Source organism: Mesorhizobium sp. B3-1-8, from assembly GCF_006439495.1.
Lineage (GTDB): Bacteria > Pseudomonadota > Alphaproteobacteria > Rhizobiales > Rhizobiaceae > Mesorhizobium.
Window position 1 is genome coordinate 171,854 of sequence record NZ_VFTK01000008.1, and the last position, 13,366, is coordinate 185,219.

10 protein-coding genes and 1 pseudogene are annotated in these 13,366 nt (G+C 62.8%); 5 read left to right on the plus strand and 6 right to left on the minus strand.

Annotation, left to right across the window (positions count from 1 at the left end):
• Window positions 1-34: 34 nt before the first annotated feature.
• The 5 genes and pseudogenes from FJ424_RS10210 to FJ424_RS10230 form a co-directional block, all read right to left on the minus strand.
• Window positions 35-334 (minus strand): HigA family addiction module antitoxin, encoded by a 300-nt coding sequence (locus FJ424_RS10210; RefSeq protein WP_140627430.1) that lies wholly within the window; start codon window positions 332-334, stop codon window positions 35-37.
• Between the two features lie 237 nt (window positions 335-571).
• A pseudogene (locus FJ424_RS10215) lies at window positions 572-859 on the minus strand (GIY-YIG nuclease family protein).
• A gap of 171 nt (window positions 860-1,030) precedes the next feature.
• On the minus strand, window positions 1,031-2,854 hold the full coding sequence (gene glmS / locus FJ424_RS10220) for a glutamine--fructose-6-phosphate transaminase (isomerizing) (protein ID WP_140651162.1): 1,824 nt from the start codon (window positions 2,852-2,854) through the stop codon (window positions 1,031-1,033).
• Between the two features lie 233 nt (window positions 2,855-3,087).
• Window positions 3,088-4,455 (minus strand): bifunctional UDP-N-acetylglucosamine diphosphorylase/glucosamine-1-phosphate N-acetyltransferase GlmU, encoded by a 1,368-nt coding sequence (gene glmU, locus FJ424_RS10225; protein WP_140651164.1) that lies wholly within the window; start codon window positions 4,453-4,455, stop codon window positions 3,088-3,090.
• Between the two features lie 145 nt (window positions 4,456-4,600).
• The gene (locus tag FJ424_RS10230; protein WP_140646170.1) at window positions 4,601-5,038 is read right to left on the minus strand and encodes a nuclear transport factor 2 family protein; all 438 of its coding nucleotides are present in this window, start codon (window positions 5,036-5,038) and stop codon (window positions 4,601-4,603) included.
• 229 nt (window positions 5,039-5,267) lie between these two features.
• On the opposite strand from FJ424_RS10230, the gene FJ424_RS10235 reads away from it, so the two are divergent.
• Window positions 5,268-6,395 carry a hypothetical protein gene (locus FJ424_RS10235; protein WP_140651165.1) on the plus strand — a complete coding sequence of 376 codons (1,128 nt, stop codon included), beginning with the start codon at window positions 5,268-5,270 and terminating at the stop codon, window positions 6,393-6,395.
• A gap of 26 nt (window positions 6,396-6,421) precedes the next feature.
• Here the strand turns inward: FJ424_RS10235 and FJ424_RS10240 are convergent, their stop codons facing one another.
• Window positions 6,422-7,168 carry a cytochrome c biogenesis CcdA family protein gene (locus tag FJ424_RS10240; protein ID WP_140651167.1) on the minus strand — a complete coding sequence of 249 codons (747 nt, stop codon included), beginning with the start codon at window positions 7,166-7,168 and terminating at the stop codon, window positions 6,422-6,424.
• Window positions 7,169-7,333: 165 nt separating this feature from the next.
• Between FJ424_RS10240 and FJ424_RS10245 the strand changes: the two genes are divergently transcribed.
• The 4 genes from FJ424_RS10245 (at window position 7,334) to FJ424_RS10260 (ending at window position 13,313) form a co-directional block, all read left to right on the plus strand.
• Window positions 7,334-7,711 (plus strand): hypothetical protein, encoded by a 378-nt coding sequence (locus FJ424_RS10245; RefSeq protein ID WP_140651169.1) that lies wholly within the window; start codon window positions 7,334-7,336, stop codon window positions 7,709-7,711.
• Window positions 7,712-7,989: 278 nt separating this feature from the next.
• Window positions 7,990-10,557 carry a type I DNA topoisomerase gene (gene topA / locus FJ424_RS10250; RefSeq protein WP_140651170.1) on the plus strand — a complete coding sequence of 856 codons (2,568 nt, stop codon included), beginning with the start codon at window positions 7,990-7,992 and terminating at the stop codon, window positions 10,555-10,557.
• 6 nt (window positions 10,558-10,563) lie between these two features.
• Entirely contained in the window at window positions 10,564-12,870 is a 2,307-nt protein-coding gene (gene rnr, locus FJ424_RS10255; RefSeq protein WP_140651172.1) for a ribonuclease R, read from the plus strand.
• Window positions 12,870-13,313: a DUF983 domain-containing protein gene (locus FJ424_RS10260; RefSeq protein WP_140646176.1), complete on the plus strand. Its 444-nt coding sequence runs from the start codon at window positions 12,870-12,872 to the stop codon at window positions 13,311-13,313. The genes rnr and FJ424_RS10260 overlap by 1 nt, the downstream gene beginning before the upstream one ends.
• The last annotated feature ends 53 nt before the right edge of the window (window positions 13,314-13,366 follow it).

A 13,366-nucleotide genomic window follows, 5' to 3' on the forward strand; every position in this document is an offset into this window, starting at 1 on the left:
GCTTTGGAACTGCGAAGTTTTTAAAGAGCGCTGGTCACGCCGCTGTATCCAGCGGCACGATCTTCTCGAGTTCCGATGCTATTTTGCTCGCTTCGATCTCCAGCTCGTAGGCCTTCTGGAAGTTCATCCAGAACTCGGGCGTGGTGTTGAAGAACCTGGCGAGGCGAAGCGCCGTATCCGGAGTAAGACCGACCTCCTCCTTGACGATGCGCTCGATCCGGGTGCGCGGAAGATTAAGCTTCTTCGCAAGCACGCCGGCACTCATGCCGAGCGGCACCAGATACTCCTCGCGCAGGAATTCTCCGGGGTGGATGGGGCGTGCAAACTTGAGCATAACCCAGTATCTCAAAGGTTAGGCGGGCGGCCCTCCTCGCGACATGTACCATGCTATGATACAGAGCCAAGATCACAGCTATTTACGTTCCAAACGGAAGCTGCTTCCGTTCACGATTAGCCGAAACATCCTTTCCTTCGTCATCCACGGGCGGAGCAAGGAGCGAAGCGACGCGCGTAGACCCGAGGATCCATTCCGTGACGTTTGCGGCGGATCAAATCATTGCAGAATTAGGCGCTACCATCCCGTGCCGCGGAAAAGCTCGAACCACTCTGGATTAGCCTTCTCGATTAGTTCGATCTTCCATTGGCGCGGCCAGCGTTTCAGCGACGTCTCGCGTTGGATGGCGTCTCGGATGTCGAAATATTCCTCCTACCAGACCAGGCGTTGCACACCATAGCGCCCGGTAAAGCGCGAGCCTTCGCCGGATCTGTGCTCCGGCATCCGACGGCTAAGATCGTTTATGACCCCGATGTAGATGGTGCCGCGCTTCTTGCTCGCAGTCATATAAACATAACCCGTCATGCATGAAGGATAACGGATGGATGATCAAGCGACCATTCTGATGGGTTGCATTCTTTGGCTTGCGTCACGGAATGGATCCTCGGGTCTGCGCAGGAGCTTCGCTCCTGCTCCGCCCGTGGATGACGAAGTGGGGCCGTTGGCGTCATCCGCAACTTGCAACGGTAGCGAAACCTACTCCACCGTCACCGACTTCGCCAGATTGCGCGGCTGGTCGACGTCGGTACCCATGAAGACGGCGGTGAAATAGGCCAGCATCTGGATCGGCAGGGCGTAGATGATCGGCGAGATGATCTCCGGCACCTCGGGCAGGATGATCGTCTCCATCGTCTTGATGCCTGCATGCGCGGCGCCCTTCGCGTCGGTGATCAGGATGATCTTGCCGCCGCGCGCCGCCACTTCCTGCATGTTCGAGACCGTCTTTTCGAAGATGCGGTCATGCGGCGCGATGACGATTACCGGCATGTTCTCGTCGATCAGCGCGATCGGCCCATGCTTCAGTTCGCCGCCGGCATAGCCTTCGGCGTGGATGTAGGAAATCTCCTTGAGCTTCAGCGCGCCTTCCATCGCCAGCGGGAAATTGGTGTCGCGGCCGAGATAGAGCACGTCCTTGTAGCGCGAGAGCTCGCGCGAGATCCGCTCGATCTGCTCGTCGAGCTTCAGCACCTGGGTGGCGAAGCGCGGCGCCTCGGAAAGCTCGCGCACCAGCCGCTTTTCCTCGTCGCGCGAGATCGTGCCGCGCGCCACGCCGGCGCGGACCGCGAGCGCAGCCAAAACGGATAGCTGGCAGGTGAAAGCCTTGGTCGAGGCGACGCCGATTTCCGGTCCGGCAAGTGTCGGCAGCACGACGTCGGATTCACGCGCCATGGTCGATTCGCGCACATTGACCACGGCGCCGATCTTCATGCCGGCCTGGCGGCAATAGCGCAGCGAGGCCAGCGTGTCGGCCGTCTCACCCGACTGCGAGATGAAGAAGGCCGCGTCGTTGGCCGACAGCGGCATCTCGCGATAGCGGAATTCCGAGGCGACATCGATATCGATCGGCAGCCGCGCATAGCGCTCGAACCAGTATTTCGAGATCAGCCCGGCGAGATAGGCGGTGCCGCAGGCCGAGAGCGCCAGCCGGCCGATTTTGGCGAAGTCGAACGGTAGGTCGAGCGGCTTCGACACGCCCGAGACGAAATCCACGTAATGCGCCAGCGTGTGCGAGATCACCTCCGGCTGCTCATGGATTTCCTTTTCCATGAAATGCCGGCGGTTTCCCTTGTCGACCATGAAGCTGGTCGACAGCGATTGCTGGCGCTTGCGGTCGACCTTGTTGCCGTCGATGTCGTAGATCGCAACGCTTTCGCGGCGCACCACCGCCCAGTCGCCGTCCTCGAGATAGGTGATCGAGTTGGTGAAGGGCGCCAGCGCGATCGCGTCCGAGCCCAAAAACATCTCGCCATCGCCATGGCCGACGGCCAGAGGCGGACCATTGCGGGCGCCGACGATCAGGTCCTCGTCGCCCTTGAACATGATCGCCAGCGCGAAAGCGCCGGAGAGCCGCTTCAGCGCCGCATACGCGGCTTCCACGGGCTTCAGCCCCTTGGCGAGCTCGCGCGCCACCAGATGCGCGACGACCTCCGTGTCGGTCTGCGAGGCGAAGCTGTAGCCGTCGCGGGTGAGCTCGTCGCGCAGCTCGGCGAAATTCTCGATGATGCCGTTGTGGACGATGGCGACGCCTTCGGAAAAATGCGGATGCGCGTTGGTCTCGTTGGGCACGCCATGCGTCGCCCAGCGCGTGTGGCCGATGCCGATCGTGCCGTCGAGCGGTTCGTCCTTCAGCCGGCGTTCGAGGTTGATCAGTTTGCCTTCGGCGCGGCGGCGGCCGAGCTCGCCCTTCTCGATGGTGGCGACACCGGCCGAGTCGTAGCCGCGATATTCAAGCCGCTTCAGCGCATCGACGATGAGCGGCGCGACTTGGCTTCGGCCGACGATTCCAACGATACCGCACATGCGATAGCCCCCGATTCCGAGCGGAAAACCCGGCGTTATCTAGGGACTGCCGGCTTGCCGCGAAAGTCACTTTGCGTTTCGTTCCGTGTCAGCGGAACGGTTCTTTGCCAGTGCACAATGCCAGACTGCGCTTGCAATCCGGTTACCTGAACCGCTCGGGTTTTCAGGGCCCTGGTTTCCACTCGTTCATATCTGACCGAGTTGCAACCGCCTCCGCAAGGAAGCGCTGAAAATCATTCCGCCGCCTTCTTCCTCGCCGCGGCGGCCGAGGCGAAGCGCTCGCGCAGCTCCTTGCCCTTCCCGGGGATCGTCTTTTGGCGGGCGCGGCCGAAGGCCAGCGCGTCGTCCGGCACGCTCTCGGTGATCACGCTGCCGGAGGCGATATAGCCGCCCTTGCCGATCGTGACAGGCGCCACCAGCGAGGAATTCGAGCCGACAAAGGCCCCCTCGCCGATGTCGGTGAAGAATTTCGAGTAGCCGTCATAATTGCAGGTGATGGTGCCCGCGCCGATATTGGCCGCGGCACCCACGCGCGCGTCGCCGATATAGGTCAGGTGGTTGACCTTGGCGCCCTCCTCTATCGTCGCCTGCTTGACCTCGCAGAAATTACCGACTTTTGCCTTGTTTCGAAGATCGGCGCCGGGCCTGAGCCGCGCAAACGGCCCGACATCGCAGTTCGAGGCGATCGTCGCGCCCTCGATATGGCTGAAAGCATGGATCTTGGCGCCCGACGCGATCCTGACGCCCGGGCCGAACCAGACATTCGGCTCGACGATCGTGTCGGCGCCGATTTCGGTATCGTGCGAGAAATAGACAGTTTCGGGCGCGATCAGCGTCACGCCGGACAGCATGGCCTCGCGCCGCCGGCGCGCCTGCCAGATCGATTCCGCCTCGGCAAGCTCGGCCCGGTTGTTGATGCCGAGCGCGCTTTCGAACCCCGCTTCCGTCGCCACCACATCGAGGCCTTCCGCGCCGGCGATCTCGACGATGTCGGTGAGGTAGAACTCGCCCTTGGCATTCTTGTTGCCGACCTTGTCGAGCAGCCGCACCGCATGCTTGCCCGCCACCGCCATCATGCCGGCATTGCAGAAGCCGATCTTCTTTTCCGCCTCGGAACAGTCCTTCTCCTCGCGGATGGCGACGAGCTTGCCACCCTTTTCGATCAAACGGCCGTAGCCGGTCGGGCTTGGCGGGCGAAAGCCGATGACGGCGACGGCAGCGCCCTCCGCCAACTTCTGCCGCGCAGCCGCCAGCGCCTGCGCATCGATCAACGGCGTGTCGCCGAACATGACGAGAATATCGTCATAACCCTTTGATATCGCTTCGCGAGCAGCAAGCACCGCGTGCGCGGTGCCGAGCCGCTTCTCTTGCACGAAAGTCTCAGCCTTTGGCGCGAATTTCTGTGCCGCCTTGCGCATCTCGTCGGCGCCGTGGCCGATCACCAGCGCCACGCCGGTCGCGCCAGCTCCTTCGGCGGCCCTCACCACGTGAGCCACCATCGGCAGCCCTGCAATCGCATGCAGCACCTTGGGCGTAGCGCTTTTCATGCGGGTACCTTCGCCGGCGGCGAGGATGACGGACAGGCAGGATCTCTGGCTCATGTAGGGGCAACCGTATGAAAAGGTTTGGAATCAAGGCACATTTAGCATTGGCGCTATGCTGCACCAATGCGGTTAAATTCCGGTGAGATGGTGGAGCGGCTGACTCTTAATCAGCTGGTCCACGACCAAATCCGACGGGCAGAGCTTACAACAGCCCGTGCTTGTTGAATTCCGCCTGCTCGTCGCCGGCGATCCAGCCAAACACCTTCAGGCTGCCTTCGCGCCTTTCGACGAGATAATCGACTTCGAAATCGATGGTCACGAGCCTTTTGTCCTTGCGTTCGTATTCGCCCGACCACTCTACCTTGGCCACGCAACGGTCCTGATCGATGGCCGTCACCGAGACATCCTTGCAGGTCATCGTCTTGCTGCCCATCGCCCGATAGGCTTCAAAACCCTTCCTCATCGTATCTTGAAATTTCTTGCCGTTCTCGCCGACCATGACGCCAGCCGGGGTGACCGAGACAAATCCAGTCGAATACATCGCTCCAAAATCGTCCATGTCGACATTGCCGGCGATCGCGTCGTTGTAGACCTTCTCGTAGGTCTTGAAGAACTTTTGCACGTCCGCCTTGGCTACCATTATCGCCTCGCTATCGGTGTTGTGCTTGCGATTCGGCAACGTCGGCTTTTCGGCATCGTTCCGATCTGGGTATCGAGCCAACCGCCCACGCACAAAATTTTCCAACAGTTTCTCAGTGGTCCTTGGTATTCCAGAAATTTCGGGAAAAAGTTTGTGTTAGATACCGTCGTCATCATTCATCTGGTCGCCCCGTTTATGGCGCCGGCGTGCACTGAAGGAAAGGCTTCAGATGTTGAGCCACGGCTTTGAAGCTTTCGCCGTGTTTATTTTTTTCATTTTCATATCGATCTGTCCGGGCACGGCTCGGGCCGATTACACCACTCCGCATGCCGAGGTTGTTTGCCAACCCGGCCGTAACGTCGCGCTGATCCGCTTTACCCTGACGATGGACGAAGATCCGGTCGGGTATCGCCGACTGCCCACCAGCGTCGATCAGGGATTATCGGCGACGCCTACCACGGGTCGATCGAATTGCACCATGGTCAATGGCTGGACGATCCGCCTCCGTGATGGGCAAGACCAGGCTTTTGGGTATGGTCAGGGCGGCGCCGATCCGCCAGCCTTCTTCAGCCTTTGGATTGCGAAGCGAAAGATTTTTTCGCGCAAAGAGTGGAAGCCTAGCTACGCGACGGACAAAAAGCGCTGGCTGATCGGGATGGTGATCAGGCCGGATCGGCTTAGCTATTGTCATGTCGTCGGAGACGAGGCGCCGGACAAGGGACCCATTGTCTGCCTGGATGAGCCTTTCCAACTGAACCGGTACAAGGTCGATCGCGTCGAATATGCGCCGCCGGGTCGCCGGCCACCGGTTGGCACCATATTGCTGACGCATGGAACGACTGAGCCGCGTCTTTGTCGAAAATTCCTGCGTCTTCGACAGGAAGGATTTGAGAACGTCAGCACCTCCACGAACGACAACGCCAACGTCTTTCCCACGGACACCGCGCAGCAAGATCTCGACATCAAGGTGGCGACGATCGAGGTCTCGCCCGGCGTGCGTCGCAAGCTTGTCCGCTGGAGTGGAACCAATCATTATTTCGACGGCGATGTCATGCTCTTGGCGCCGCTCGCAGCTGATCCATCGACAGTCCTGAAAGAGAGTATGCTTGACGACGGCGACACGTTTTCGGACGAATTGCCCTCGGGATGGAGCGTCATATCAGGCCAACTCCCCCGCCTCTACCCGAATGTAAGCCGGCGCTACGTGCACTTCGATACGCAGCGGATCGATGGACGGCTTTACTTGCTGGCCCAACCTTCCAACCGGGACCAGCGCCCCACCGCTGTCCTCGTCCGGCCGCTTGCTGATGGGTTCAAGACCATTTGCGTTTTCCAGCGTGTCGAGCCTCATTTCTGACGACTCACAAAACGGGCGCCGGACCGCTACCCCAGCCGTCCCAGCACCGGAAAATTCTCCAGCAGCCAATACGACGCGCTCTGCACGCCGCCGGTCAGGAAGAACACGCCGGCGACGACCAGCAGCGCGCCGATCGCCTTTTCCACACGGCCGAGATGGACGCGGAATTTGCCGAGGAAACGCATGAAGGCACCGGAAAACAGCGCCGCGATCAGGAACGGGATGCCTAGACCCAGCGAATAGGCGGCAAGCAGCAGCGCGCCCTCGCCAACGGTCTCGCGCCCGCCGGCTAAAGTCAGGATCGGCCCCAGCACCGGGCCGATGCAAGGCGTCCAGCCGAAGGCGAAGGCCAGCCCCATGACATAGGCCGCGATCATGCTGGCAGGCTTGCCCTGCGACTGGAAGCGCGCCTCGCGCGACAGGAGCGGAATGCGCAGGATGCCGAGGAAGTTGAGGCCCATGATGATGATCAGCACGCCCGCCGCCATCGCCAGCGGCTCCTGCCAGACGCGCAGCAGGCGGCCGATGGTCGAGGCGCCGGCCCCGAGCGCCACGAAGACGGAGGAAAAGCCGAGCACGAAGGCGAGCGAAGCGTAGAGCAGCGCGCCACGCGCGCCTTCCTTTGCCGTTACGCTTTGGTTGCCGCGGAAATCGTCGACCGAAACGCCGGCCATGTAGCAGAGATAGGGCGGCACCAGCGGCAGCACACAAGGCGACAGGAAAGAGATCGCCCCTGCTCCGACCGCGCTGACATAGCCGATGTCCAATGCCATCCAATGAGTCCCGATTGTGCTGGCGTCGATATAGCGATGCAGGCGCGCGCCTGCCAATCACCATTGTGTGGCACGTCGCCGCTTCGCCAAGGAAGAAATAGCCGCGCCAATGCGTTGTCGGAATAGGCGCGCGATTGCCGTGCGCTCGTTCTCAGGGAGATTGTCATGAAATCGATCGCACTCGGGTTTGCCGCCCTACTGCTCGGCACTGCAGCGTCCCATGCCGCCGAAGCATGGAAGGAAGCTGAAGTCGGCGGCAAGAAGATCTATACCGACGCCAAAGGCATGACGCTTTACACGTTCGACAAGGACAAGAAGGGTAAATCCAGCTGCTACGACAAATGCGCCGCCAACTGGCCGCCGCTGAAGGCCGAGGCCGGCGCCAAGGCCGACGATGAATGGACGATCGTCGACCGCACCGATGGCAGCAAGATGTGGGCCTATGACGGCAAGCCGGTCTATACCTTCGTCAAGGACAAGAAGGCCGGCGACATGACCGGCGAAGGCGTTGCCGGCGCCTGGCACGTCGTCAAGGCAGATTGAGGCAACGCTGTTGAATGCTCCGGTTGCCGGCTCCCTTGATCCGGCAGCCGGTCGTCTTTTACCGGTCGCCCGCCCGGTTCGAGGCGTGCATGCATCCATCCCCAAAAATGTGATCTTTGCCATACACTCTAAGAGTGTATTGCCGGCGGCCGCTTCCCAAATTGCCCGCCTCCCCTTGACCGATTGCAAAAGCGCGGCCATGTGAGCGACGAAAAGAGTGGGATTTCGTCGTGCATCGCGGAGTTCTTCCGCCACCTCACAGCTGATCAAGAGACCTCATGGACGTCGTCGTCGTCGAATCGCCGGCCAAGGCGAAGACAATCAACAAATATCTGGGCAAGAACTATAAGGTTCTGGCCTCGTTCGGCCATGTCCGCGATCTGCCGGCCAAGGACGGCTCGGTGCGGCCCGACGAGGACTTCGCCATGTCCTGGTCGGTCGACACCGCGTCGGGCAAGCGCCTCGCCGACATCGCCAAGGCGGTCAAGGATGCCGACGGGCTGATCCTCGCCACCGACCCGGATCGCGAGGGCGAGGCGATTTCCTGGCATGTGCTGGAAGTCCTGAAGCAGAAGCGCGCGCTGAAGGACAAGCCGGTCAGCCGCGTCGTCTTCAACGCCATCACCAAGGCCTCGGTGCTCGATGCCATGGCCAATCCGCGCCAGATCGACGCGCCGCTGGTCGACGCCTATCTCGCTCGCCGCGCGCTCGATTATCTCGTCGGCTTCACGCTCTCGCCGGTGCTGTGGCGCAAGCTGCCGGGCGCCCGCTCGGCCGGCCGCGTGCAGTCGGTGGCGCTGCGCCTGGTCTGCGACCGCGAATCCGAGATCGAACGCTTCATCCGCGAGGAATACTGGCAGATCGCTGCCATCCTCGACACGCCGCGCACGGACAGTTTCGAAGCGCGGCTGACCGCCTTTGCCGGCAAGAAGCTGCAGAAGCTCGACATCGCCAACAAGGCTCAGGCCGACGACATCAAGGCGATGCTGGAGGGCGCGACCTTCAAGGCGTTGTCGGTCGAGGCCAAGCCCACCAAGCGCAATCCCGGCCCGCCCTTCACCACCTCGACGCTGCAGCAGGCCGCCTCCTCCGGGCTCGGCTTCTCGGCCACGCGCACCATGCAGGTGGCGCAAAAGCTCTATGAAGGCATGGATGTCGGCGGCGAGACCGCCGGCCTCATCACCTATATGCGAACCGACGGCGTGCAGATGGCGCCCGAGGCGATCGAGGCTGCCCGCAGCGCCATCGTCAGCGAGTTCGGCGCGAAATACCTGCCGGAAAAGCCGCGTTACTACACCACCAAGGCCAAGAACGCCCAGGAAGCGCACGAGGCGATCCGCCCGACCGATTTCAACCGCACGCCTCAATCGGTCAGGCAGTATCTCGACGCCGACCAGGCCCGCCTCTATGAGCTGATCTGGAAGCGCGCCATCGCCAGCCAGATGCAGCCGGCCGAGATCGAACGCACCACGGTCGAGATCGAGGCGGTCAATGGCGCTCGCACTGCTGAGCTTCGCGCCGTCGGTTCAGTTATCCGCTTCGACGGCTTCATCGCCGCCTATACCGACCAGAAGGACGAGGACGCGGAGGACGAGGAGAGCCGCCGTCTGCCCGAGATCCGTTCCGGCGAGCAGCTCGCCCGTCAGGCGATCAACGCCACCCAGCACACCACCGAGCCGCCGCCGCGCTACTCCGAGGCGTCGCTGATCAAAAAGCTGGAAGAGCTGGGCATTGGCCGGCCGTCGACCTACACCGCGATCCTGAAGACGCTCGAGGATCGCGACTACGTCACCATCGACCGGCGCAGGCTGGTGCCGCAGGCCAAGGGCCGGCTGCTCTCTGCCTTCCTCGAAAGCTTCTTCGAGCGTTATGTCGAGTATGATTTCACCGCTTCGCTCGAGGAAAAGCTCGACGAGATTTCCGACGGCAAGCTCGCCTGGAAGGACGTGCTGCGCGACTTCTGGAAGGATTTTTCCGGCGCCGTCGACGACATCAAGGAACTGCGCGTCACGGACGTGCTCGATGCGCTCAACGAAGAACTGGCGCCGCTTGTCTTCCCGGAACGCGAGGACGGCTCCAACCCGCGCATTTGCCCGAAATGCGGCTCAGGCAACCTTTCGCTGAAACTCGGCAAGTTCGGCGCCTTCGTCGGCTGCTCGAATTATCCGGAGTGTTCCTACACCCGCCAGCTCGGCGACGCCGCCAACCCCAATGGCGAGAACGGCAATGGCGACGACGGCGTCAAGCTGCTCGGCAAGGATCCTTACACCGCCGAGGAAATCACGCTGAGGAGCGGCCGTTTCGGGCCCTATATCCAGCGTGGCGAAGGCAAGGAGGCCAAGCGCTCGAGCCTGCCCAAGGGCTGGACGCCCGAGTCGATCGACCACGAAAAGGCGCTGGCGCTGCTGGCCCTGCCGCGTGACGTCGGAAAACATCCCGAAACCGGCAAGATGATCTCGGCCGGCCTCGGGCGCTACGGCCCGTTCGTGCTGCATGACGGCACCTATGCCAATCTGGAAAGCATCGAGGACGTGTTCTCGATCGGTCTGAACCGCGCCGTCTCGGTGATTGCCGAGAAGCAGCAGAAGGGCAAGGGCGGCCGCAATGGCGGCACCGCCGCGGCGCTCAAGGAGCTTGGCGACCATCCCGACGGCGGCGGCAAGATCGTCGTGCGCGACGGCAAATACGGGCCCTATGTCAACTACGGCAAGGTCAATGCGACGCTGCCCAAGGGCAAGGATCCGCAATCGGTGACGATGGAAGAGGCGCTCACCCTGATTGCCGAAAGGGAGGCCAAGGGCGGAGGCGGCAAAAAGCCCTTCCGCAGGGCGGCGAAGAAGGGATAGCGGGACGTGGCGCGCAGGATCTCCGGAAGAAGCCACGGCGATCCGCGCCACGCCGACACCAGGGCCAAGGTCAAAGACGACTACCGTCCCTCGCGTGACGAGGTCCTGCGCTACATCGCCGAAAATCCCGACCGCTCCGGCAAGCGCGAGATCGCCAAGGCCTTCGCGCTGCGCGGCGAGGACCGCATCTGGCTGAAAGACCTGTTGCGCGACCTGCAGGACGAGGGCCTCCTCAACAAGGAGCGCAAGCGCCTCACCCGCGCGGGCGCCGTGCCTCATGTCGCGGTGCTCGACATTTTCGGCCGCGACGACGACGGCATGCTTCTGGCGCATCCGAACGAATACACCGGCAACGGCTCGCCGCCGGTCATCGCCATTCGGATTTCGCGCGGCGCCAACGGCCCGGTGCCCGGCATCGGCGACCGCGTGCTTGCCAAGACCTTCCCCACCGACGATCCGTCAGGCCCCGCCTATACCGGGCGGGTGATGAAGGTCTTCGAGAAGCGCAGCGATGCGGTGCTCGGCGTCTTCCGCGTACTGAAGGATGGCACGTTGCGCATCGAGCCCGTCGAACGGCGCCAGCCGGAACTGATCGTCGACAAGGAATTCCAGAACGGCGCCAAGAACGGCGACCTGGTCGAGGTCGAGCCGGCGCGGGCATCCCGTTACGGACTGCCCAGGGCGAAAGTGCTGGCGGTGCTGGGATCGCTGAGCAGCGAGAAGGCTGTCTCGATGATCGCCATCCACGCCCACGACATTCCCCATGTCTTTCCGGCGGACGTGATTGCCGAGGCCGAAGCGGTGAAGCCGGCGACGCTCGATCACCGCGAGGATTGGCGCAACCTGCCGCTGGTGACCATCGATCCGGCCGACGCGAAGGACCATGACGACGCCGTCTTCGCCACGCCCGATGCGGACGAGAAGAATCCCGGAGGCGTCGTCGTCACCGTGGCGATCGCCGATGTCGCCGCCTATGTGCGCTATGGCACGCCGCTCGACCGCGAAGCCTTGAAGCGCGGCAATTCGGTCTATTTTCCGGACCGCGTCGTGCCGATGCTGCCCGAACGCATCTCGAACGACCTCTGCTCGCTGCGCGAAGGCGAGGACAGGCCGGCCATCGCCGTGCGAATGACCTTCTCCTCGGAAGGCCGCAAGCTCAGGCACTCCTTCCACCGCGTCATGATGAAGTCGGCCGCCAAGCTCTCCTATCCGCAGGCGCAGGCCGCGATCGACGGCGTGCCCGACGACAAGACGCGGCCGATCCTCGATGGCGTGCTGAAGCCGCTCTGGGACGCCTACGCGGTGCTGAAGCGCGGCCGCGACGCCCGCCAGCCGCTGGAACTCGACCTGCCGGAGCGCAAGATCCTGCTGAAGCCCGACGGCACGGTCGACCGCGTCACCGTGCCGGAGCGACTCGATGCGCATAAGCTGATCGAAGAGTTCATGATCCAGGCCAATGTCGCGGCCGCGGAGACATTGGAGGGCAGGAAAGAGCCCCTCGTCTACCGGATCCATGACGCGCCGTCGCTCGCCAAGCAGGAATCGCTGCGCGAATTCCTGCAAACGCTCAGCCTATCGTTGGCGCGCGGCGCGCAGATGCGACCCAGCCAGTTCAACGGTATCCTGGAGCGGGTGCGCGGCGCCGACAACGAGGCGCTGGTCAACGAAGTGGTGCTGCGCTCGCAGAGCCAGGCCGAGTATTCGCCGAAGAATATCGGCCATTTCGGCCTCAACCTCAGGCGCTACGCGCATTTCACCTCGCCGATCCGCCGCTATGCCGATCTGATCGTGCACCGCGGATTGATCGCGGCGCTTGGTCTGGGTCCCGGCGGCTTGACGCAGCAGGAGGCGGACAGGCTGGAAGAGGCCGCCGCGCTGATCTCGGCCACGGAACGCCGCGCCATGGCCGCCGAGCGCGATACGGTCGACCGGTTGATCGCCGCCTATCTCGCCGAGCGCGTCAACGACACGTTCGACGCGCGCATTTCCGGCGTCACCAAGGCGGGGCTCTTTGTCCAATTGCCGCAGTACGGCGCGGACGGCTTTATTCCGGTGTCAACTCTGGGCGGCGACTACTATATCTATGACGAAACCGCCCGATCGCTGTTCGGGGAACGCACCGGCAAAGGCTATCAGCTTGCCGACCGCGTCGAAGTCCGGTTGGTCGAGGTCGCGCCGATGGCCGGTGCGATGCGTTTCGAGATGCTGACCGACCCGAAGCCCCTGCCCGGCTCAAAGCGGTCGTTCCACAAGGCCAAAGGCCGCGCCCGCGCGTCGCAATCGCGCGTCGGTCCGCGCGGCAGGAGAAGATGATGCCAGGCGATTTGCGGGTGGAAGAACAGGTTTTCGGCGGCGAGCACCACTCAGGCCGCGTCGCGCGTCCGCTGTGGACGGCGATCAAGCGCGGGATGCTCGGCCGCTGCCCGCATTGCGGCAAGGGAAAGCTGTTCCACGCTTTCGTGAAGCCCGTGGACAAGTGCGAGGTCTGCGGCGAGGAACTGCACCACCATCGCGCGGACGACCTGCCTGCCTATCTGGTCATCGTCATCGTCGGCCATATCGTGGTTGGCTCGTTCATGGCGGTGGAGGCCGCCACCACGCTCTCGACCTGGCAGCACGCGCTGATCTGGGTGCCGTTGACCATCATTCTCGCGCTCGTGCTGTTGCAGCCGGTCAAGGGCGCCGTCATCGGCCTGCAATGGGCGCTTTATATGCACGGCTTCGGCGACGAGAAAGACGAATTCGAGAGCCATTGATAAGCCAGGTCGCGCCGCTGCCGGCTCTGGTGCAAAGGCCGCGACGCGCAAGC